At 57.3% G+C, this 22083-nt stretch carries 22 protein-coding genes; 9 read left to right on the top strand and 13 right to left on the bottom strand.

Annotated features, from left to right (window positions below):
• Positions 1 to 125: 125 nt before the first annotated feature.
• On the bottom strand, positions 126 to 611 hold the full coding sequence (locus M987_RS11520) for an SRPBCC family protein (protein ID WP_014069289.1): 486 nt from the start codon (positions 609 to 611) through the stop codon (positions 126 to 128).
• A 43-nt stretch (positions 612 to 654) separates the two neighbouring features.
• On the bottom strand, positions 655 to 1671 hold the full coding sequence (mtnA, locus tag M987_RS11515) for an S-methyl-5-thioribose-1-phosphate isomerase (RefSeq protein WP_014069288.1): 1017 nt from the start codon (positions 1669 to 1671) through the stop codon (positions 655 to 657).
• 105 nt (positions 1672 to 1776) lie between these two features.
• On the opposite strand from mtnA, the gene mtnK reads away from it, so the two are divergent.
• A complete protein-coding gene (gene mtnK / locus M987_RS11510; RefSeq protein ID WP_041162011.1) occupies positions 1777 to 2976 on the top strand; it encodes an S-methyl-5-thioribose kinase in 1200 nt (399 codons plus the stop codon).
• A gap of 84 nt (positions 2977 to 3060) precedes the next feature.
• On the opposite strand, the gene M987_RS11505 is transcribed toward mtnK, so the two are convergent.
• The 4 genes from M987_RS11505 to M987_RS11490 all read right to left on the bottom strand — a co-directional run bounded on the left by M987_RS11505 (position 3061) and on the right by M987_RS11490 (position 7975).
• On the bottom strand, positions 3061 to 4302 hold the full coding sequence (locus M987_RS11505; protein ID WP_014069286.1) for an LVIVD repeat-containing protein: 1242 nt from the start codon (positions 4300 to 4302) through the stop codon (positions 3061 to 3063).
• A gap of 83 nt (positions 4303 to 4385) precedes the next feature.
• Positions 4386 to 5450 carry a sugar ABC transporter substrate-binding protein gene (locus M987_RS11500; RefSeq protein WP_014069285.1) on the bottom strand — a complete coding sequence of 355 codons (1065 nt, stop codon included), beginning with the start codon at positions 5448 to 5450 and terminating at the stop codon, positions 4386 to 4388.
• Between the two features lie 30 nt (positions 5451 to 5480).
• Complete coding sequence (locus tag M987_RS11495; protein WP_014069284.1) at positions 5481 to 6476, bottom strand: ABC transporter permease; 996 nt, start codon at positions 6474 to 6476, stop codon at positions 5481 to 5483.
• Positions 6473 to 7975, bottom strand: a complete 1503-nt coding sequence (locus M987_RS11490; protein WP_014069283.1) for a sugar ABC transporter ATP-binding protein — start codon at positions 7973 to 7975, stop codon at positions 6473 to 6475. The genes M987_RS11495 and M987_RS11490 overlap by 4 nt, the downstream gene beginning before the upstream one ends.
• 162 nt (positions 7976 to 8137) lie before the next feature.
• Between M987_RS11490 and M987_RS11485 the strand changes: the two genes are divergently transcribed.
• The 4 genes from M987_RS11485 to M987_RS11470 all read left to right on the top strand — a co-directional run bounded on the left by M987_RS11485 (position 8138) and on the right by M987_RS11470 (position 10892).
• Positions 8138 to 9226 carry an oxidoreductase gene (locus M987_RS11485; RefSeq protein ID WP_014069282.1) on the top strand — a complete coding sequence of 363 codons (1089 nt, stop codon included), beginning with the start codon at positions 8138 to 8140 and terminating at the stop codon, positions 9224 to 9226.
• 57 nt (positions 9227 to 9283) lie between these two features.
• On the top strand, positions 9284 to 10027 hold the full coding sequence (locus M987_RS11480) for an SDR family NAD(P)-dependent oxidoreductase (protein WP_014069281.1): 744 nt from the start codon (positions 9284 to 9286) through the stop codon (positions 10025 to 10027).
• A gap of 183 nt (positions 10028 to 10210) precedes the next feature.
• Positions 10211 to 10507, top strand: coding sequence for a type II toxin-antitoxin system RelE family toxin (locus M987_RS11475; RefSeq protein WP_014069280.1), 297 nt, complete (start codon positions 10211 to 10213; stop codon positions 10505 to 10507).
• Positions 10488 to 10892, top strand: a complete 405-nt coding sequence (locus tag M987_RS11470; protein ID WP_014069279.1) for a helix-turn-helix domain-containing protein — start codon at positions 10488 to 10490, stop codon at positions 10890 to 10892. Before M987_RS11475 ends, M987_RS11470 begins: the two co-directional genes overlap by 20 nt.
• Here the strand turns inward: M987_RS11470 and M987_RS11465 are convergent.
• Positions 10889 to 11086, bottom strand: a complete 198-nt coding sequence (locus M987_RS11465; protein ID WP_006809671.1) for a YbdD/YjiX family protein — start codon at positions 11084 to 11086, stop codon at positions 10889 to 10891. The genes M987_RS11470 and M987_RS11465 overlap by 4 nt on opposite strands.
• Positions 11087 to 11145: 59 nt before the next feature.
• Positions 11146 to 13251, bottom strand: coding sequence for a pyruvate/proton symporter CstA (gene cstA / locus M987_RS11460; protein ID WP_014069278.1), 2106 nt, complete (start codon positions 13249 to 13251; stop codon positions 11146 to 11148).
• A gap of 267 nt (positions 13252 to 13518) precedes the next feature.
• Between cstA and M987_RS11455 the strand changes: the two genes are divergently transcribed.
• The 3 genes from M987_RS11455 to M987_RS11445 are packed head-to-tail and all read left to right on the top strand — an operon-like array spanning position 13519 to position 15828.
• Positions 13519 to 14241 (top strand): nucleoside recognition domain-containing protein, encoded by a 723-nt coding sequence (locus M987_RS11455; protein WP_014069277.1) that lies wholly within the window; start codon positions 13519 to 13521, stop codon positions 14239 to 14241.
• Positions 14238 to 14702 (top strand): YjiG family protein, encoded by a 465-nt coding sequence (locus M987_RS11450; protein WP_014069276.1) that lies wholly within the window; start codon positions 14238 to 14240, stop codon positions 14700 to 14702. Before M987_RS11455 ends, M987_RS11450 begins: the two co-directional genes overlap by 4 nt.
• Before the next feature lie 13 nt (positions 14703 to 14715).
• Complete coding sequence (locus M987_RS11445; RefSeq protein WP_014069275.1) at positions 14716 to 15828, top strand: M20 family metallopeptidase; 1113 nt, start codon at positions 14716 to 14718, stop codon at positions 15826 to 15828.
• Between the two features lie 82 nt (positions 15829 to 15910).
• Here M987_RS11445 and entH read toward each other — a convergent pair whose 3' ends face one another.
• From entH to entC, 5 genes are read right to left on the bottom strand one after another with little or no spacing between them, the layout of a single operon-like run.
• The gene (gene entH / locus M987_RS11440; RefSeq protein WP_014069274.1) at positions 15911 to 16324 is read right to left on the bottom strand and encodes a proofreading thioesterase EntH; all 414 of its coding nucleotides are present in this window, start codon (positions 16322 to 16324) and stop codon (positions 15911 to 15913) included.
• Positions 16324 to 17079 (bottom strand): 2,3-dihydro-2,3-dihydroxybenzoate dehydrogenase EntA, encoded by a 756-nt coding sequence (entA, locus tag M987_RS11435; RefSeq protein WP_014069273.1) that lies wholly within the window; start codon positions 17077 to 17079, stop codon positions 16324 to 16326. The genes entH and entA overlap by 1 nt, the downstream gene beginning before the upstream one ends.
• Positions 17079 to 17933, bottom strand: a complete 855-nt coding sequence (locus tag M987_RS11430) for an isochorismatase (protein ID WP_014069272.1) — start codon at positions 17931 to 17933, stop codon at positions 17079 to 17081. The genes entA and M987_RS11430 overlap by 1 nt, the downstream gene beginning before the upstream one ends.
• A gap of 11 nt (positions 17934 to 17944) precedes the next feature.
• Positions 17945 to 19555 (bottom strand): (2,3-dihydroxybenzoyl)adenylate synthase EntE, encoded by a 1611-nt coding sequence (entE, locus tag M987_RS11425; protein ID WP_014069271.1) that lies wholly within the window; start codon positions 19553 to 19555, stop codon positions 17945 to 17947.
• 9 nt (positions 19556 to 19564) lie between these two features.
• Positions 19565 to 20740, bottom strand: a complete 1176-nt coding sequence (gene entC, locus M987_RS11420) for an isochorismate synthase EntC (RefSeq protein ID WP_014069270.1) — start codon at positions 20738 to 20740, stop codon at positions 19565 to 19567.
• 188 nt (positions 20741 to 20928) lie between these two features.
• On the opposite strand from entC, the gene fepB reads away from it, so the two are divergent.
• Positions 20929 to 21888, top strand: coding sequence for a Fe2+-enterobactin ABC transporter substrate-binding protein (gene fepB, locus M987_RS11415; RefSeq protein ID WP_014069269.1), 960 nt, complete (start codon positions 20929 to 20931; stop codon positions 21886 to 21888).
• Positions 21889 to 22083: the final 195 nt, after the last annotated feature.

Below are 22083 nucleotides of genomic sequence, written 5' to 3'. Positions count from 1 at the left end.
CGCCTCGCCCCGGCCTACAGGAAACGCTTCGGCAATTTTCAGCCGAACCATGGCGCCGCGGTAAGTCTTTTATTTCAATGGCGTAATGTCATCGCTGAATAAAGACAAACATTACTGGGGATCCCTCAGCTCTGTGTGAGAGGGGGTCTAAGAGACTTCACATACGCCACCAGCTGATCCAGCACTATCCCCCACCCTTCGTGGAAGCCCATCTGTTCATGCTGTTCACGGATTTCCGCCGTTGGATGACGTGCAATCGCGGTGTAGCGGGTTTTGCCTTCTCCTGCATCTTCCAGCAGCAGAATTGCTGTCATAAAGGGTTTTTCAGCCGGTTTCCAGTCTTCGGTATAGCCATCGGTAAAGACCAGTTTCCTGCCCGGGTCAATCTCCAGAAAGACGCCCTTGTTGTCCATCCGTTGTCCATCCACCTCAAAGACGGTGTTAAACCGCCCACCCACGCGCAGGTCGAGGTCGCATTCGGTCACTTTATGAGGGACGGGGATGAAGAAGTTTTTGATATGTTCCGGTGTGGTCCAGCAGAGCCACAGCAGATCGCGTGGCGCATCCACCACGCGTTCCAGTTTTAGGTCAGTATCAGGATCAAGAGTCACGTTACGGTCCTCTTTAAGGTAAACCCTTAAAGAATAGTCCGGCTCAGGCAAATTTCCCCTTTGCCACGTCCTCTGGTGTCACTACGCCGGTATCCAGCACCCACCCACTGATAAGCGATGCAGGTGTGACGTCAAACGCCGGGTTGTAAACCTGCGCATTTTCCGGTGCCCACTGCACTGCGCCGAAGCTGCCCGCCACGCCCGTCACTTCGCTGGCAGCGCGTAGTTCAATTGGGATCGCTTCACCGTTCGGGCAATCCGGATCGAGCGTGGTTTGCGGGGCAGCCACGTAGAACGGAATACCGTGGAATTTCGCCAGCACTGCCAGCGAGTACGTGCCAATTTTGTTCGCCACGTCGCCGTTAGCAGCAATGCGGTCTGCACCTACCCACACGGCGTCCACCTGCCCTTTTGCCATCAGGCTGGCGGCCATTGAATCGGTAATCAGCTGATACGGCACACCCAGCTCCCCCAACTCCCATGCGGTCAGTCTACCGCCCTGCAACAGAGGACGCGTTTCGTCCACCCACACGTTGCTGACATTGCCTTCCTGATGAGCACGAGCAATCACCCCAAGCGCCGTACCGACCCCTGCCGTTGCCAGCCCGCCGGTGTTGCAGTGGGTCAGCAGACGGCTGCCGGGCTTCACCAGCGCGCTACCGGCTTTCGCAATGGCGTCGCAAAGCTGTTTATCTTCGTCAATCAGGCGCAGCGCTTCCGCCACCAGCGCCGGAACGAAATCTTCCTGCCACAGCGCCAGCTTCATGCGGTCGAGGTTATTCATCAGGTTAACCGCCGTCGGGCGGGAGGCACGCAACGTTTCCAGCGCCAGCGCCAGCTCGTCACGACTTTTGCCGTTTTCAGCCAGCAGGGCCAGCAACAGGCTTGCAGAAAGCCCAATCAGCGGTGCGCCACGCACGCGCAGGGCGTGGATATGCCCCACCAGCGCCTCGGTAGTGGAAGCATCCAGCCAGCGTTTCTCCTGCGGAAGCGCCTGCTGATCGAGAATAAATAGCTGATTTTCCGCCACCCGCAGGCTGGTCGTCTGTAATGTCTGCATGTCGTTAATTCTCTGTTGCGTTGATGTATCACATTGTGTCAGGATGAAATTCAGATGTATAGACGTCTAAATGTCTTTATTACCAAAATCAGTGAGGAACAGGCAATGTCGCAATACCGTACCTTTACCGCCCAGGACGCCGTGGAGTATGCAAAGCAGTTTGGCGGCCTTGATAACCCATCATCACTGGTGGAGGCGCAGGAAGTGGGCGACGGCAACCTCAATCTGGTTTTCAAAATTTTCGATACGCAGGGAGTGAGCCGCATTATCGTGAAACAAGCCCTGCCTTACGTCCGCTGTGTTGGCGAGTCCTGGCCGCTAACGCTGGACCGCGCCCGTCTGGAGGCGCAAACCCTGGTTGAGCATTACCAGCATAGCCCGCAGCACACCGTTAAAATTCACCACTTCGACCCGGAGCTGGCGGTGATGGTGATGGAAGATCTCTCCAGCCATAACATCTGGCGCGGCGAGCTGATTAAAAACACCTTCTACCCGCAGGCCGCACGCCAGCTGGGGGAATATCTCGCCCATACGCTGTTCCACACCAGCGATTTTTATCTGCACCCGCACGATAAAAAAGCGCAGGTAGCGAAGTTCATTAACCCGGAGATGTGCGAGATCACCGAAGATCTGTTCTTCAACGATCCGTACCAGATCCACGAGCGCAACAACTACCCTGCTGCGCTGGAAAACGACGTGGCCGCCCTGCGTGACGACGCCCCGTTAAAAATCGCGGTGGCCTCACTCAAGCACCGTTTCTTCTCCCAGGCCGAAGCCTTGCTGCACGGTGATATCCATAGCGGCTCCATTTTCGTGGCTGAGGGTAGCCTGAAAGCTATCGATGCGGAATTTGGCTATTACGGCCCGATCGGTTTCGACGTGGGTACGGCCATCGGTAATCTGCTGCTGAACTTCTGCGGCTTGCCAGGCCATCTGGGCATTCGTGATGCCGCCGCCGCCCGTGAACAGCGCCTGACCGATATTCAGGAATTGTGGAGTACGTTCGCAGAACGCTTCCAGGCGCTGGCACATGAGAAAACGCGCGATGCCGCGCTGAGCGCACCAGGCTATGCTTCTGAGTTCCTGAAAAAAGTGTGGAAAGATGCCATCGGCTTCTGCGGCACCGAACTGATTCGCCGCAGCGTGGGGCTTTCACACGTGGCCGATATCGACACCATTCAGGATGAGGCCATGCGTCACGAATGTCTGCGTCATGCCATTACGCTTGGCAGAGCATTGATTGTGATTGCTGACCGCATCGACAACGTGGAAGAGCTGGTGGCACGAGTGCGTCAGTACAGCTGATTGCTTTTGCCGGGTGGCAGCTTCGCCTTAGGTTTCCTCCCTCTCCCAGTGGGAGAGGGTCGGGGTGAGGGCATCAAACCGCACTCACCCCAAATACTCAATCACCGACAACCCGCCGTTATAATCCGTGCTGTAGATAATCCCCTGCGCATCCACAAACACATCGCACGACTGGATCACCTGCGGGCGATTCGGCCGCGTATCCATCATCTTCGCCGGTGCCGCAGGAACCAGCGCCCCCGTTTCTACCGGGCGATACGGATTAGAAATGTCATACGCGCGCACGCCCGCATTCTGATAGGTGGCGAAAATCAGCGTTGAACTGACAAAGCTGCCCGGCCGGTTTTCATGCAGGTTATGCGGGCCGAAGTGCGCCCCTTTCGCCACGTAGTCAATCTCATCCGGCTGCGGGAAAGTCGAAATACTCACCGGGTTCGACGGCTCGCGAATATCAAACAGCCAGATCAGCTTTTCGCCATCTTGCTGGTTATCAAGCACCGCTTCGTCCAGCACTACCAGCAGGTCGCGATCCGGTAACGGCAGCGCGGTGTGCGTGCCGCCACCAAATGGTGGGCTCCAGTTTCGATGGCTAATCAGCTTCGGCTGGGTTCTGTCTTTCACATCCAACAGCGTCAGACCGCCATCGCGCCAGCTGCCGTAGGCAGTGTCTCCGGCGATAATCGCGTGGTGCAGCGCGTAACGTTTGCCTTCTGGCCAGTTGGGTTGCTCGCCTTCGGCCTGGTTCATCCCCGGCAGCCACCAGCGCCCTGCCACCTCGGGCTTACGTGGATCGGCAAGATCGATGGTCAGGAAGATGTAATCGGTGAAACCATCGATCAGCGCTGACACGTACGCCCAGCGCCCACCCACATACCAGATACGGTGAATACCGATGCCGTTCAGCGACAAAAAGCCGATTTCTCGGGGTTTATCCGGGGTGGAGATATCAAACACCCGCAACCCGGCGCTCCAGCCTTTATCCTGCACGTCGCTGACGGTTTCCCCCACCTGGCGGGTGTAGTAGACCTTTTCATCCGCGAAACGGGCATCGGCAAACAAATCCCGGGCGTTGATCACCAGCAACAGATCGTCATGCGCCTGCAAATGCACATTCCAGGTGCCTGGTGGTGCGGGCACATAGCCTGCGGCTTTCGGGTTTTTCGGGTCGCGTACGTCCACAATCGAAAACCCCTGCGACACCATATGGCCAACATACGCAAAACCGCGATGCACCATCAGCTGCACGCCGTCCGGGCGACCACCCTGGTCGCTATGGCCAATCAGCCGCATATTGCGGCTGTACTCTGGAGGCGGTAATTGGGTCACCATGAGCTCCTTTTGGTTTTCTCCCTCTCCCTGTGGGAGAGGGATGGGGTGAGGGCATCAGGCGCACCTGACGCCACCGGGCATTATTTTGCCTTCGCTTCCAGCGTCGCAAACCACGGCGCGATAAAATCTTCGGTCTGGCCCCAACCCGGGATAATTTTGCCCAGTGACGCCACATTCACCGCACCTGGCTGCGCGGTCAGCAGCGCCTGCGGGATAGCTGCGGCTTTGAAATCGTACGTCGCTGGCGTGGTTTCACCGGCAATCTTGTTGGCAATCAGACGCACGTTGGTCGCACCAATCAGCTTCGGATCGACGGCCACGCTCACTTTCCACGGGCTACCGGATTCACGCATCAGCTGCAAATCCTGGTTAGAAATGTCGATGCTGTAGAGTTTGATTTCGGTGCGGCCATTCTCTTTCAGAGCCTTATACGCGCCCTGGCTGAACGCGTCCCAGGTTCCCCAGATGGCGTCGATTTTGCCTTTCGGGTATTTCGCCAGGATCGCACCCACTTTGTTGGCCGTGTCGCCCTGCACGTCAGAAGACACTGCCCCGATGGATTCCAGCTCTTTAATATCCGGATACTGCTTTTGCAGCTCTTTATACGCGGCCTGGCGACGCTCCATCGGCGGGAAACCTGCCACCCACAGCTTGACAATGTTCGCCTTGCCGTTGAAATCTTTCGCCAGTTGGCCGAAAGAGAGATTGGTCAGAGAGGCGTCATCCTGCTGGGTGACGGTCACGCCCGGGATCTCACCGTTCACGGCGGTATCAAACACCGAAACTTTAATCCCGGCATCCACTGCTTTCTTCACCAGCGCGGTCGAATACGGATCGCGACCCTGAGAGAGGATGATCCCGTCATACTTCTGGCTAATCGCCTGGTTCACGAAGTCCTGGAATTTGGCGTCATCACCGTTGCTTAAAAAGGTGCTGACCTTAAAGCCGAGCTTTTTCCCTTCCTGAATGGCACCGGCGACAAACTGGGTGGTGTTGTCGTCAGAGCCGAGGTTACGGATCACGGCAATGCGGATTGGGCCTTCGTGACTTGCAATGGCTGCCGGAACTGGCGCTGGCGTGGCCGCATAGCCTGGCAATGCAGTCAATAACCCTAATGCCACCAAAGAGAGTGCGATTTTTTTCATTCTGTTATCCCGTTGTGTTGTTATAAGTCTTTAGCGTTTTTGTATGTAAGTAATCGCCAGTGCCACTGCGAGCACCAGCCCTTTTATAATGTCCATGGCGTAGTACGGCACCGAGAGCATCACCAGGCCGTTCGACAGCACGCCGAGGATCACCGCCCCGACCAGCGTACCGAGTGCGTTCGGTTTACCAGAGCCTGCCAGCGAGAAACCGATCCACGCGGCTGCCACCGCATCCATCAGATAGCCCCCACCTGCATTCACCTGAGATGAGCCAATACGCGAGGCCAGCAAAATACCGCCGAGTCCGGCCAGCAAAGAGGCAATCACATAGGCCGCCACCTTGTAACGCGTGGTGCGAATGCCCGACAGGCGTGCCGCTTCCGGGTTGCCGCCAATGGCGTACATGCGGCGTCCGTGGGTGGTCAGCGACAGCCCCAGTTGAGCCAGAATGGTGACCACCAGCATGATGATGACAATAGTCGGCACTTGCCCCAGCAGGCTGAACGCCGCCGGAATAGTCCCTTCCGCCATGTCGCCGCTTGGCAGCACCATGTTTTCAGTGATCGACCCGCCATAGCTGTAGGTCATCGCCACCCCCTGGATCACAAACAAACTGGCAAGCGTTGCCAGCATGTCCGGGATACGCAGGATGACAATCAGGAAGGCATTGAACAGCCCGACCAGGGTACAGAGTGCAAGCGTGATCAGAATCGACTCGGTGGTGCCGAAGCCGTGCCAGACGAACAGCGAAATGACCAGTGCGTTAGCCAGCGATGCGGTCGAGCCTACCGAGAGGTCAAACCCGCCAATGGTCAGCGAAATCGACACCCCGATGGCGATGACCGTCACGATGGCGATGGAGCGCAGAATATTGATGATGTTGTTGGGATCGAGGAAGTTGTCCGACGCCAGGCCAAAAACGGCCACCAGCGCGACGACGGTCAGCAACATGCCCCACTTATAGAGAAAATCAAAAATTTGCTGACGGCCAGACGCCGCCGCAGTCACTGAAAGGGCCTTGCTCACGACGCCGTTCCTCCGGTTGAATAATAAAGTAATGTCTCTTCCCGGGCCTCGGCCCCGGCGATCTCCGCCACAACGCGACCATCCCACAACACGCAGATGCGATCGCATAATCCCACCAGTTCGGCAAACTCGCCGGAGGCGTAAATCACCCCTTTGCCCTCACGCGCCAGCCCATCAATGAGCTGGAACAGATCGGTTTTGGCTTTCACGTCCACGCCTTTAGTGGGTTCATCAAAAATCAGTACGCTGGCATCGTTGCGCAGCCATTTGCCGATGGCGACTTTCTGCTGGTTACCACCTGAAAGACGACGCAACACCTGGCCCGGACCACGCGCCCGAACGCCCACGCGGGCAATCACCTCTTCCGCCCAGCGCCACGCCTGACGGTGGCCAAACAGGCTCCAGCGTGAAAACGAGTTATCCGCCGTCACTGCCAGATTCATGCTTACCGGTTCATCAATAAAAATGCCCTCTTTACGTCGCTCTTCCGGCACCAGTGCCAGACCACGCTGCACCGAATCCGCCGGGCTGCGCGGCTGCCAGGGCTGATGATTCAGTTCACCACGCGTCACGCGGCTTTTGCTGGCCCCAAACAGCGCTTTGCAGAGTTCGGTTTTCCCCGCCCCCGCCAGGCCCGCAATGCCAAGGATTTCACCCTTACGCAAATGCAGGGAGATATCTTTCAGCAGCGCTTCATCGTGCAATCCTTCAACCCGCAGCAGCGTTTCCTCGCTGTGCGGAGGGCGTGCCGGCGGGTAGATATCGCTCAGCTCATGACCAAGCATTTTCTCGACAATTTCCTCACCGCTGAGCATCGCCATAGGGCCAGACTCAATCAGCTTGCCGTCGCGCAGCACCGTTAAGGTGTCGCAGATGGCTTTCAGTTCGTGAATACGGTGGGAGATAAACACCACGCCGATACCCTGCTGTTGCAGGCGTTTTACCACTGTGAACAGGCGCTCGCTTTCATGGGTATCCAGCGGGGCGGTGGGTTCGTCGAGGATCAAAAAGCGGCAGTGGTGCGACAGCGCACGCGCCAGCAAAATTTGCTGTTTTTCGGCAAGGGTGCAGCTGTCGATAGAGCGGCGCACATCCAGCGTCACATCCAGCTGCGCCAGCGCCTGGCGTGCCTGCTGGCGAATAGCGCGCCAGTTGTAGCCATGTCCCGGCTGCGCCAGTTGATCGAGCATGATGTTTTCAGCAATGCTTAAGCCCGGGATCAGCGCCACGTCCACTTCCTGCTGCACCAGATGGATACCCAGCTGTTTGGCATTGAGCGGCTCGCGGATTGTCACCGGCTGGTTGTTTATGCAGATCTCGCCTTCATAATGATCGTGCGTCCCGCACAGCACCGCCATCAGCGTCGATTTTCCTGCACCATTCGCGCCGGTCAACGCGTGTACGGTTCCGCCGATCAGCGTGAAATCCACGCGCGACAGCGCCTGAAAGCCAGAAAAGGCCAGGCTGATACCGCGCATCTCAAGGCGACTGGAAACCATCCGCGTTAAATCCTTCATTAATATTTTGATTTATTGAATTTTTCACAGCTCCGGTTGACTGACAACGACGGAAAAGGCATAAGATAAAGCAAAATATTATTAGCCATCTGGATGTCCAGACATAACATCAGGTTAGCGCTTCCTAAAATTAAGGACAACACCATGAGTAATACCGATATCCGCGTCGTTCCCGGCCCTGCAAACTACTTCTCTCACCCCGGAAGCCTTGCGCATCTGAATGATTTCTTTACCCCAGAGCAGCTTTCCCGTGCGGTGTGGATTTACGGCGAACGCGCCATCGAGGGTGCTCGTCCTTTCCTGCCAGAGAGCTTTAACACTGCGGGTGCAAAGCATCTGTTATTTAAAGGCCACTGTAGCGAGCGGGATGTCACCCATCTGGTGAATGATTCCGGTGATGACCGAAGCGTGGTGATTGGCGTTGGCGGCGGGGCATTGCTCGATACCGCCAAAGCCGTGGCGCGCCGTCTGGGTGTGCCGGTGGTGGCGATCCCAACCATTGCCGCCACCTGTGCGGCATGGACGCCGCTTTCCGTCTGGTATAACGATGCGGGTCAGGCGTTGCAGTTTGAAATCTTCGACGATGCCAACTTCCTGGTGCTGGTGGAGCCGAAAATCATCCTGAATGCCCCTGCGGAATACCTGCTGGCGGGCATCGGCGATACGCTCGCGAAATGGTACGAAGCAGTCGTACTGGCGCCACAGCCAGAAAACCTGCCGCTGACCGTGCGTCTGGGGATCAACGGTGCGCTGGCAATCCGTGATGTGCTGCTGGAACGCAGTGAAGAGGCACTGGCTGACCAGCAGCGTGGCGAAGAGACGCAGGCATTCCGCGACGTGGTGGATGCCATTATTGCCGGTGGCGGCATGGTGGGCGGTCTGGGCGAACGCTATACCCGGGTGGCGGCCGCTCATGCAGTACATAACGGGTTAACCGTGTTGCCACAAACCGAAAAATACCTCCACGGCACCAAAGTGGCGTACGGCATTCTGGTGCAAAGCGCCCTGCTCGGCCAGGACGATGTGCTGGCGCAACTGGTGGCTGCATATCAGCGCTTTAACCTGCCGACTACGTTGCGTGAGCTGGACGTCGATATCAACAATCGCAACGAGCTGGACCAGGTGATTACCCACACCCTGCGTCCGGTGGAGTCGATTCACTATTTACCGGTTACGCTCACGCCTGAAATTCTGCGCGCTGCGTTTGAGAAGGTGGAATCCTTCAACCGCTAATCAGCCGAAGCGTCTATACCTAATGATGATTCTCACCACTCCCACAACGAGGTCATCATGCAGATCGATTTAACAGGTAAGAAGGCGCTGGTCACCGGCGCCAGCCGTGGATTGGGTCGTGCTATTGCACTGTCGCTGGCGCGCGCCGGTGCCGATGTGGTTATTACGTATGAAAAATCCGCTGATAAAGCCCAGGCGGTCGCCAGTGAGATAAAAGCACTTGGACGGCACTGCGAGGCGGTTCAGGCCGACAGCGCCAGCGCCGAGGCCATTCAGGAAGCCGTGACTCACGCAGCGCGTACCCTCGGAGGCCTGGATATCCTGGTCAACAACGCCGGGATTGCACGCGGCGGCCCGCTGGAAGCCCTGACGATTGCAGATATTGACGCGATGATTAACGTCAACATCCGTGGCGTGGTGCTTACCACCCAGGAAGCGCTGGTACATATGTCCGACGGCGGACGCATTATCAATATCGGCAGTTGCCTCGCTAACCGCGTGGCAATGCCCGGTATCGCCGTTTACGCCATGACTAAATCAGCACTCAACTCCTTCACCCGTGGGCTTGCCCGCGATCTGGGTCCACGCGGTATTACCGTTAATCTGGTGCATCCCGGCCCGACCAACAGCGATATGAATCCGGAAGACGGCGAACAGGCTGAAGCTCAGCGCCAGATGATTGCCGTGGGTCATTATGGTCAGCCAGACGATATCGCCGCTGCCGTTACCTTCCTTGCCAGTCCTGCCGCCGGGCAAATCTCCGGCACCGGGCTGGACGTGGATGGCGGTCTGAACGCCTGATCGCACTTTTCATGTACACCTCTGTCGTCCGGCAGAGGTGTTTTCGAGCCACCTCGACGGTTCACATTTTGCCTGTTTCTCGCGCTTTTTGTCCGTTCTACAGTGCCCTATAAGAAATTCGGAATTTATCTAATAGTCTTATTATTTCCTTATATTTTGTGCGGGCGTACAGTGGAGGTACGAATGAAGATTGTCTGGTCTAATGGTGCAAAAAAGGCTTTTTCCAGAATTGACGAGCGGTATCAGCGCCGCATTGAGGTAAAGCTTACCGAGCTGGATGACCGCTCGGCTCCCCGGCCCGATATCAAAAAAATATCGACGACAGAAAATCATTTCCGGCTTCGCGTTGGCGATTACCGCATCATCTATACGCTTCGGGACGATCCCGATGACCATTGTTATGTTCTGGCCATCAAGCGCAGAACATCAACGACATACCTTCACGAGGAGAAAGCCACCTATGGCTGTTCAGTTAATTAAGGACGATAACGGAAAAACGCAGTACGTGGTTATTCCTTATCACGAATACTTCCGCATGTGCTTGCAGATGGCTGAGATTGACGACGAAACCGACGACGATCTGGAGGATATTGAAGTCGAACACGATAGTCTGGATGACGTTGAATTGCCCGGTGAAGTGTGCAGCATCATGACCTGGCAGAACGTCAGCCTGCAGGCTGCGTGGCGCATCCATTGCGGGTTATCACAGCAGGAGGTGGCGGAGAAACTCGGCATCAGCCAGTCTGCCGTGTCGCAGCTTGAGGCCATCGACTCACGCCCGCAAAAACGTACCCGTGAAAAACTGGCGGCGATCTACGGCTGTAAGCAGGAACAGATAAGCCTCTATTTACCGAAAGAAGGTTAACAACACTTCGCGCCGCCCTTACCACCGTAACGCGCATCCTGGCGATCGCGGAAAAATTCTTCGTAGGTCATCGGCGTCTGGTCGGGATGATTGACGCGCATATGCTCGACGTAGTTATCGTAATCCGGCACGCCAATCATCATTTTGGCGGCCTGGCCTAAGTATTTACCTGCTTTAGAGAGGGTGTCGAACATAGTATGGGTCTCACAGGGAATGTAGGCCGGGTAAGCGCGAGCGCCACCCGGCACAAAAGTTAATGCGCCCCTTTCGCCTGGGTCACAATCTCGTCCAGGTTTTCAGGCATTGGCTCATACGGTGTCTCTTTCGCCGTTGGCTTGTCTTCTTTCAGCGCCGCCAGTGCGGTTTTAAGAGAATACAACGCCAGCACCACGACCACCACCATAAAGAAGATGGTCAGCCCGGCATCCAGACGGTTGTTAAACACCAGCTGCGACAGCTGTGATTCCGTATACTGCGCCGGGATCTTACCGCTGTCGATCATCGCCTGGAACTTGTTGGCGATCGCCAGGAAGCCCACTTTATTATCCGGGCTGAAGGCTTTCTGCCAGCCTGCGGTCAGCGTACAGATCAGCAGCCACGCGGTTGGCAGTAACGCCACCCAGGCGTAACGCTGGCGCTTCATCTTGAACAGCACTACCGCACAGAGCATCAGCGCCATCCCGGCGAGCATCTGGTTGGCAATACCGAACAACGGCCACAGGGTGTTAATCCCGCCCAGCGGATCCACCACGCCCTGATGCAGGAAGTAACCCCATGCCAGAACGCATAGCGCCGTTGCCAGCAGGTTGGCCGGTAACGAATCGGTGCGTTTCAGGTTCGGGGAGATAACGCCCAGCAGATCCTGCAACATAAAGCGCGCCGCACGTGTACCCGCGTCCACCGCCGTCAGGATAAACAGGGCTTCAAACAGAATGGCGAAGTGATACCAGAACGACACATCCATCAGCCCGCCAAGCGCACCATGCAGAATGTACGCCATCCCGACCGCCAGCGTAGGCGCACCACCCGCACGTGAAATAATCGACTGCTCGCCCACTTCATTAGCAATACTGGTCAGCGTATCTGGCGTAATGGCAAAGCCCCAGCCGCTCACCACCTGCGCGGCAGATGCCACCACGTCAACGGTTCCGGCTGGAGCCAGCACTGCCATCGGGCTGTTCATCGCAAAGTACACGCCCGGGTCGATAATACAGGCAGATACCAGCGCCATAATCGCCACGAAGGATTCCATCAGCATCCCGCCGTAACCAATCAGGCAGGCCTGATTTTCATTGGCGAGCATTTTCGGTGTGGTACCCGAGGCAATCAGCGCGTGGAAGCCAGACACCGCACCACAGGCGATGGTAATAAACAGGAACGGGAACAGGTTGCCGGTCCAGACCGGGCCAGTACCATCAATAAATTTGGTCAACGCAGGCATGGTCAGCGTCGGGCGCATAATCAGAATGCCGATAGCCAGCCCAACAATGGTGCCGATTTTCAGGAAGGTCGAGAGGTAATCACGCGGGGCCAGCAGCAGCCACACGGGCAGAACTGCCGCCACAAAGCCGTAGCCCACCAGCATCCAGGTCAGCTGCACGCCGGTAAAGTCGAAGAACGGCGCCCAGGTCGGGCTTTCCGCCACCCAGCCACCAGAGATAATGGCGAACACCAGGAACACCAGGCCAATCACCGACACCTCGCCAATACGCCCCGGGCGCAGATAGCGGATATAAATGCCCATAAACAGCGCCAGCGGAATGGTAAAGGCGACGGTATACGTCCCCCACGGGCTGTGGGTCAGCGCTTTCACCACGATCATCGCCAGCACCGCCAGAATGATCACCATGATCATAAAGGTCGCCACCAGTGCAATCACCCCGGCAGTTGCGCCCATCTCCTCTTTCACCAGTTCACCCAGCGAACGCCCGTCGCGGCGGGTGGAAACGAACAGCACCATAAAGTCCTGCACCGCCCCTGCCAGCACAACGCCCGCCAGGATCCAAATCATCCCCGGCAGATACCCCATCTGGGCGGCCAGCACCGGTCCCACCAGCGGGCCTGCCCCGGCAATAGCGGCAAAGTGGTGGCCGAACAACACTTTCTTATCGGTGGGAACATAGTCCAGCCCGTCATTATGACGAACGGCAGGCGTCATGCGCGTGGCGTCAACCGCCAGCACATTTTTGGCGATAAAGCGGCCATAAAAACGATACGCGATCAGATAAATGCAGACGGAGGCGACAACTATCCAGAGCGCATTGATCTGTTCCCCCCGGTTGAGGGCGATATAGCCCAGGGCAAATGCTCCCACAACGGAGAGCACTGCCCATGTAAGGTATTTCCCTGAGTTGTTCATAGTGGTTGTCCGTTGTTGTGAAACAGTGAGATGTTACATTTTGTTTCTAGAACAACGCCCAAAATTTAACAACTTTGAAACGCAATAATGTGTGGTCAAACCAGACATTTACATCACATTGTTAAGCCGATCACTTTCGCGCTGTCAGCGGTCACACTTTTGCCTTTTTCCTCCAGCCACCGCCTTACGGGATGATTTGCATCATCTTTTCAGGTCATAGCCTCGCCAGAATGAATCTGCGCATTCCGCGCATACAAGGAAAAGGATATGAACAGTTCACTACCTCAGGAACATAAGGTTGGGCCCGGCGCGTACTTTGCGCTGGCTTTCGCTGCCGTTTTCTTCTCCGGCCTGTTAGGCGGAAAGGAGTGGTACGGCGTCTTTGATTTCACCACTCTCAACGGGGCGTTTGGCAAGGTGGTCAGCAAGGCCAGCCTGGACGATGGCACCCTGACGACCGCCACCAGCGCCTTTCGCGGCACCGGCGGCAGCGGCGCGATGGACGGATTTCTGTTCGCGCTGGGGTTAATTCCGGCAGTGATGTTTGCCCTCGGGATGATCAACGTGCTGGAGCATTACGGCGCGCTGCGTGCCGCACGTAAGCTCTTAACTCCCCTGCTACGCCCTTTATTGGGTATCCCCGGCACTACCGGGCTGGCGCTGATTGGCAGCCTGCAAAGCACTGACGTGGGCGCATCCCTGACCCGCAACTTGTCCGACGAAGGGCAAATCAGCGAAAAAGAAAAAGACGTTTTTGCCATGTTCCAGTTCTCCGCAGGAGCAATGATCACCAACTTTTTCTCCTCCGGGGCGATCCTGTTTACGCTGATTGCCGTTGATGGCACGGCAGCCGTGCCCACCTCCATCGGTGCCTGTATCGCCGTAATGTTCATCATGAAGATTGTCGGCGCAAATCTGCTGCGCCTGATCCTGACGTTTACGGGCAAAGAAGCCCTGGTGAAGCAACCGGCAAAAGGAGACACCGTATGAGTGCCCCACAATCTAACCCCGTTATCACCGATGTGTTTGTCGAAGGCGCGCGTAAAGGCTGGAGCATTGCCACCAGCAGCACCCTGCCCAACGTGGTGATGGCCTTTATCATCATTAAGGCGCTTGAAATCACCGGCGCGCTAAAAGGGCTGGGCATGATCTTCGCTCCGCTGATGGGTCTTTTTGGTCTGCCAGGTGAGGCTGCGGCCGTGCTGATTGGTGGCTGGATGTCGATGGGCGGCGGTATTGGCGTGGCCATTGGCTTGTTTGATAAAGGCATAATCAGCGGGGAGCACCTGGCGATCCTCGCTCCCGCCATCTACCTGATGGGGTCTCAGGTGCAGTATCTGGGCCGCATTCTGGGGGTCATCGGCACCCGCGCCAAACGTATTCCGCTGATGATTGCCATTTCGGTCATCAACGCTTTTTTAGCCATGCTGCTGATGCGCATTATTCTCTGAACAGGACATCATCATGAATCTGGATCATTACATTGAAGAACTGAAAACGCTGGTGAACGTAGACTGCGGCACCCAGACTCTTGCGGGCGTGGCAACGGTTGCAGGCATTATCGAAGCACTCTGGCAGCAAGAAGGCTGGCACACCGAACAGGTGGATTTAGGCAACCAGGTCGGGCCGGGTGTATTCGTGACCAATAAACCCCGGACGACGCACTTCGACGTGCTGCTGGTCGGCCATCTTGATACCGTGTTTGCGCCAGGTACCGTGGCCGAGCGCCCGATGAGCGAGGACGATTCTCGCCTGTACGGCCCCGGAGTGTCGGATATGAAGAGCGGACTTCTGAATATTTTGTGGGCGATGCGCGGGCTTGACGCCGCGGACAAAAATCGCCTGTCCATTGCCGTGGCGATGAACCCGGACGAAGAGACCGGTTCGGTACATTCTCACCAGTGGATTGGCGAGCTGGCAAAACGTTCTCGCTGCGTGCTGGTATGCGAAGCCGCACGCGCCGACGGCTCGCTGGTCAAGGCACGCAAGGGAATGGCGGGCTATCACCTCACCTTTAGCGGCGTAGCGGCACACGCGGGTAACGATCCGGAGAAAGGCCGCTCGGCGATTACGGCGCTGGCGAACAGCGTTATCGCCATCAACGCGCTGACCAACTGGGATCGTGGCACCACGCTCAACGTTGGGGTGATCCGCGGCGGCAGTGCGGCGAACGTGGTGGCAGATACTGCTGTCGCTGAACTGGATGTTCGCTTCTGGGAAAACGACGAGTACGGCAGGGTGAATCAGGCGCTTAACGCATTATGTGAAAAAGGCTTTTTAGACGGGGTGACGACCACCCTGACGCAGGTCAATCACAAGCCGGCGATGGCCACCAGTGAAGCGACACAGACACTGATGCAGCAAGTGGAAGCCGCAGGAAAAGCGGAAGGCATTGCCATCACCTGGCAGGCGGTCGGCGGCGGCAGCGATGCCAACCACACTGCCGCACTGGGCATCCCTACGCTCGACGGCTTAGGGCCGGTTGGCGCAGGATTCCACAGCCCGGCGGAGTGGCTGGATAAGGCGTCGATTGAGCCGAGAATTCGTTTGTTAAAGCGGATCGTATCGATGATGTAACACGTGCCCGGTGGCGCTTCGCTTACCGGGCCTACGAAACCCTGTAGGCCGGGTAAGGCGCAGCCGCCACCCGGCAACAGTGCTAGCCCAGCACCATGGTACTCAACCGACAGGTACAGCAGCGCCGTCCCTGTTCGTCGAACACCACAATCTCCCAGCTCTGGCTGGAACGCCCCAGATGCAGCGGCTGACACACACCGCGCACCTTGCCCTGGGACACCGCGCGATGGTGCGTGGCATTCAGTTCTGTGCCCACCACGTTCTGCCCGTCGCGGGTCATCAGAAAACCGGCCATTGAGCCAAGGGTTTCGGCCAGTGCAGCAGACGCCCCGCCGTGCAGCAGGCCGAACGGCTGATGCGTGCGCACATCCACCGGCATTTCGGCCTCCAGCGTGTCGTCACCGATTTTGGTATAGACAATGCCCAGATGCGCCACCATGGTGTTCTGGCTGGTCGCGTTCAGTGCTTCAAGCGGTAAATGACGTTTCCAGATCATCACACCCCCAGCGTGGAGCCGCCGTCCACCACAATATCCTGCAAGGTAATATGGCTGGCGTAGTCGGATGCCAGGAACAGGATGGTGTTGGCAATCTCCTGTGGACGGGCGATTTTACCCAGCGGGATCCCAAGCTTAAACTGCTCGCCAAAACCGCGAATACGCTGCTGTTCTGCATCGTCACTTTTCCACAGCGTGCGCTGCATATCGGTATCGGTTGAACCCGGCGACACCAGATTACAGCGCACGCCGCTGCCCGCCAGCTCCAGCCCGACGGTGAGCGCCAGGCTTTTCAGCGCCGCTTTTGACGCGCCATACGCGCTCATGCCGATACGCGGGGTATGCGCCGCGTCAGATGCAACGGTAACAATCACCCCGCCCTGCTGACGGCGAAACTGGCCCATTGTCTGCTGGAACAGGTTAAACGCCCCGCCAACGTTCACGGCGAAGGTCTGTTGCCAGTCCTCCTGCGAAAGCTGGTCCGTTGCGCCCATACGCAGGATCCCGGCGGCATTGACCAGCACGTCAAGGCGATCAACAGAGGCAAGCACTCGCCCGCACACCTCAGTCACCTGCACGGAGTCCGCCACGTTCAGGGTTTCAGTGGCAAAGGGGTAATCCCCCAGCGGAAACGCCAGATCAAACCCGGTCACCTGTGCGCCCGCCCCGGCAAATGCCAGAGCCGTTGCGTAACCAATGCCCTTACCTGCCCCCGTCACCCAGACGGTTTTGCCGGTAAAATCGAATCCTTCCATTACTTCACCTCGCGGGAGAGCAGCGCCCACCAGGCATCGAGGGTTGGGTTTTTCGCCAGCATCACAAAGTCGATATCGCCATGCACTTTACGCCAGCGTGCGGCCAGCGCCATCATGCGCACGGAATCCAGACCGTAGTCGATCAGGTTTTCGTCATCCATTGGCTCATCGGACTCATCCAGCAGCGGCAGAATCATCGCGCGCAGCGCCTCTTTTGAGGCCGGAATGGATGGCAGCAGTTCCTCGGTCATCAGCACGCGGCCGGAACGCCCTGCCACGTAGTTCAGGGACATCAGGTGTTCTTCGCGGGTGAAATCGGCCAGCGCATCGGCGATAAAGAACGGTTTGATGTCACGCATAAATGCATCGGTGGCGGTGGTCATGCAGCCGATATGGGCGTAAACCCCGGTGATCAGCAGCTGGTTACGCCCGGTTTCTTTCAGCATCAATTCCAGCGGCGAGCGATGGAATGCGCTGTAACGCCATTTCACCAGTACGGTGTCGGCTTCGTCTGGTGCCAGCTCCGCCACAATGCGCTGTTGCTCCGGCGAACGGGTCAGACCCGGCCCCCACATGTCGTTCAGCAGGGCACGTTCTTCATCGCTCTGCTCTTTCGGCTGGGCGGTGTAGTAAACTGGAATGTTATGTTCTTTGCAGTAAGCGCGAATTTTGGCGATGTTCGCCACCACTTGCGCCATCATTGGGCTGTTTTCACCCCAGAAGTTCAGGAAATACTCCTGCATGTCGTGGATTAACAGCGCAGCACGCTCTGGCTCAAACGCCCAGTTCACTTTGTTGTTCGGCAGGTCTGCGGCAGTGGGCAGTGCGTAAGCGGTTAATTTTGGAATGGCCATGTTCTTGTTCCTCAGCCCTGGGCGCGTTCAGCGAGCCACAGGCGCAACTGTTTCTTATCGACTTTGCCGACGGGCGTTAACGGGAGCGCATCAACGCTCTCCACGCGGTCCGGCAGTTTGAATTCGGCAACGCCCTGTTCGCGCAGGAAGCGACGCACTTCAACCGCGCGCAGCGGCTGTTTCACCACCAGATACGCGCAGCTTTTCTCACCCAGCAGGCTGTCTTCCATGCTTACCAGCGCCGCGTGGATCACCGACTCGTGGCGCAGCAGCAGGTTTTCGATCTCTTCTGCGGCGATCTTCTCTCCACCACGGTTGATCTGATCTTTCTCGCGCCCCTGCACGGTGATGTAGCCCTGCTCGTCAATGGCGATCAGATCGCCGGAACAGTAAAAGCCGTTGGCATCAAAGGCGCTGGCGTTGTGCGCCGGGCTGTTGAAATACCCACGGAAGGTATATGGTCCGCGCGTCATCAGCCGCCCCACTTCACCGCGCGGTAACGGGTTGCCATGCTCATCGGCTACCCACACTTCGTCATCAGGGCACATCGGGCGGCCCTGGGTGTTCATGATGCGTTCCGGGGAATCGTCAAGCGCGGTGTAGTTCACCAGCCCTTCCGCCATACCAAATACCTGCTGGAGCTGGCAGCCAATCTCTGCCGGAATGCGTGCGGCAAGCGTTGCAGAGAGGCGTGCGCCCCCCACCTGTAACAGCTTCAGCGAACGCAGCTGCGCGTTGCCCGCGCCTTCGGCAATCGCCTGGAGCCACAGGCTGACCGCAGGCGGCACCAGCGAGGTCACGTTAATCTGGTGTTTTTCAATCAGCGGGAAACAGAGGGTGGCGCTCGGATCGTTCGCCAGCACCACGCAGCCACCTGCCGTAAAGATGCCAAGCGATCCCGGCGAGCTCATGGCGTAGTTGTGCGCAGCGGGCAGCGCGTTCAGATAACGAGTGTCTGCGGTAATACCGCAAATCTCGTTACTGCGACGAATGCTGTAGTCGTAATCGTTGTGGGTACGCGGGATCAGCTTCGGCGTGCCGGTACTTCCGCCAGAAAGCTGGAAGAACGCCACTTCGTCGGCAGGTGTCGGGTTGGGGATGAAATTATCCGTCGGACGGGCAATCGCCGCGTCCAGTGCGTGCTCGCCGTTATCGCCACGCAGCAATACCACGCGCACCGAGCGGTGCTCATTCACAAATGCGGTGAGGAACTCATCGCCGGCAAACAGCGTGTGATCACGATCGGCAATCAGCAATGCTGGTTTGATCTGCATCGCATAGGCATTCAGCTCGCTGCGCTGATGGCTGAAGAGCGCGTTAACGGGCGCAACACCCGCCTGTAACAGCGCAAAGAAGGTGATGTAAAACTCAGCCACATTTCCCAGTTGCACCAGCGCGGTATCGCCACGTTTCAGCCCCCGGGATTGTAACGAACTGGCAAGGTTATCGACCGCCTCATTAAACTGGCGGTAGGTATAACGGCGCTCACCGTCGATGATGGCCACCGCGTCATTATTAGCGTGGCGGGTCAGAATGCGGGTCAGAGGCAGATCCTGCCAGTAGCCTTTTTCACGATAGCGGCGGGCAAACTCGTCCGGCCAACGGGTAAAGGGGACAGTCATAATTGTTCCTTAGTGCAAACCAAAAACGTTCAGCATGGTGGAGAGCTTCACTCCGGTTTCACGCCATTCACCCACCGGTGATGAGGCGGGAACAATGCCCGCCCCGGCAAACAAGCGAACGGTCTTGTCGTGAATGCGCGCGCAACGAATGGTGACCACCCACTCACCGTTGCCTTCGCTGTCACACCAGCCCACAATGCCGCCAAACAGTTCGCGGTCGAACGGCTCCAGCTCTGCGATCAGCTGTTTTGCCGCCTGATGCGGGAAACCGCTTAATGCAGGCGTCGGGTGCAACAGACACGCCAGCGTCAGTGCGTTTTCGTTTTCACGCGCCTCCCCTTCCACCGGCGTGGCCAGGTGCCACAGCGTCGGGGTGGTGATGAGCTGCGGGGATGCCGGCATACTCAGATGGTGGCTGCGTGGTGTCAGAATGGTTTTCATCGCCTGGGTCACCAGGTCGTGCTCGTGGCGATCTTTTTCCGAGGCCAGCAGCTTGTTGCCTGCTTCTCTGTCCAGCACATCATCCGGCTGACGACGCGCCGAGCCTGCCAGCGGCAGCGAGCTAAAGTGCGCGCCTTCTTTACGCAGCAGCAGCTCAGGACTCGCGCCCAGCAACACACCGCCATCTTCCAGCGGGACGTGGAAGTTAAAGCTGGCCGGGTTCTGCGCGATGAGCCGTTCCAGCAACGCGCCGCTGTCAATTTTCTCTTCGGTTGAGATATCAATCAGTCGCGACAGCACCACTTTGTTGACCTGCGGCGTGGCGGTCAGCGCTGCCGCACGCGCAACCATCTGTTCAAAGACCGGCTGCTCTGGAATTTCAGTGCGGGTGTTGACTGTCAGCGCCTGTGCATCAGAGAAATAACGTGAAGACTGCTGACGCGCCGGGCGAGAGAAGGTCTGCCAGCTTTGCGGAATAAACAGGGACGACGGTTCGCGCGTATCAAACGGGATAGCGCCTACCATAATCGGGTGAGCAATCCCGCTGGCTTTCGCTTTCTGGAAAGCCTGGGCGACTTTTTGCTGGAAGGCACCTGCCGGATCATCACCGCCAACGGCGGATTCAGATAAGCGGGTAAAACAGCCTGACGTGGTAAAACTGCGATAAGGCGACATAAAGAAAAAGCTGTCTGATTGCAGCGTGGTCGCGGTGTGCTGGATGTCCTCAGCCAATGACGTATCCATATCATCCTCCTCAAAATGATAAAAGCAGTAATAATGATTATCATTTATATTTTCGATGGCTAACCTAATCGCACAACGCCCTGGTGTCAACCGCAGAGCAAACAACTTGTGCGACTATCGCTTGCATCCCTTCGCTGCAATCATGAAAATGAGAAGCATTAACCTCAATAAAAACAGGATGCGACGTTGTGAAACTCCCTGCCGTTTGCCGTAATGCCCTTCTTTTAACAGGACTTTTTGTTTTAGGACTAACCTCAGCCACCGCCGCCGACTGGCCCCGTCAGGTGACCGACAGCCACGGCGTTCACACGCTTGAAAGCAAACCCACGCGCATTGTTTCAACCAGCGTGACCCTGACCGGTTCCCTGCTGGCGATTGATGCACCGGTCATCGCCAGCGGCGCGACCACGCCAAATAATCGCGTGGCGGATGCTCAGGGCTTTTTGCGTCAGTGGGGAGATATCGCGAAACAGCGTCAGCTCACGCGTTTGTATATTGGCGAGCCGAGTGCAGAAGCCGTTGCCGCTCAGATGCCGGATCTGATCCTGATTAGCGCCACCGGCGGTGATTCAGCCCTCGCCCTCTATGAACAGCTTTCTGCCATCGCGCCGACGCTTGTCATCAACTACGACGATAAAAGCTGGCAAGAACTGCTGACACAGCTCGGCACCATTACAGGGCAGGAAAAACAGGCCACGGCTCGCATTGCGGAATTTGATAAACAGCTCGCGCTGGTGAAACAGCAGATGAAGCTGCCGCCACAGCCGGTGAATGCCATTGTCTATACCGCCGCCGCGCACAGCGCGAACCTGTGGACGGCGGAATCGGCGCAGGGCAAGTTGCTGCACCAGTTGGGCTTTACTCTTGCACAATTGCCTGCCGGATTGCAGACCTCAAAAAGTCAGGGTAAGCGCCACGACATCATTCAGTTAGGCGGGGAAAATCTGGCGAGCGGGCTGAACGGCGAAGGCTTGTTCCTGTTTGCCGGTGACCAGAAAGATGTCGATGCGATTTATGCCAATCCGCTTCTGGCGCACCTGCCAGCGGTGCAGAATAAACGCGTCTGGGCACTGGGAACGGAGACGTTCCGCCTGGATTACTACAGCGCAATGCGGGTGTTAGAAAGATTAAACGCATTGTTTAAGTAGGCATTTTCCCTCCCTCTCCCAGTGGGAGAGGGCTGGGGTGAGGGGGAACATACGGCTGTAGTGGTCATTCCGTTCACTTTATGTTCCTTGCTACTCTGTCACCACATTACCGGTGAACGTGCCAGGGTGGCTCACCGCCACCACCCTGGCAACCCGGGCTCCCGGCAAGAAAATCGTCGCTACGCGATACCCTCA

Origin of the sequence: Enterobacter soli ATCC BAA-2102 (assembly GCF_001654845.1) — a bacterium.
GTDB classification, from domain to species: domain Bacteria; phylum Pseudomonadota; class Gammaproteobacteria; order Enterobacterales; family Enterobacteriaceae; genus Enterobacter; species Enterobacter soli.
Note: the sequence above shows the minus strand (reverse complement) of the source record. Positions and strands in the feature narration are given on the sequence as shown.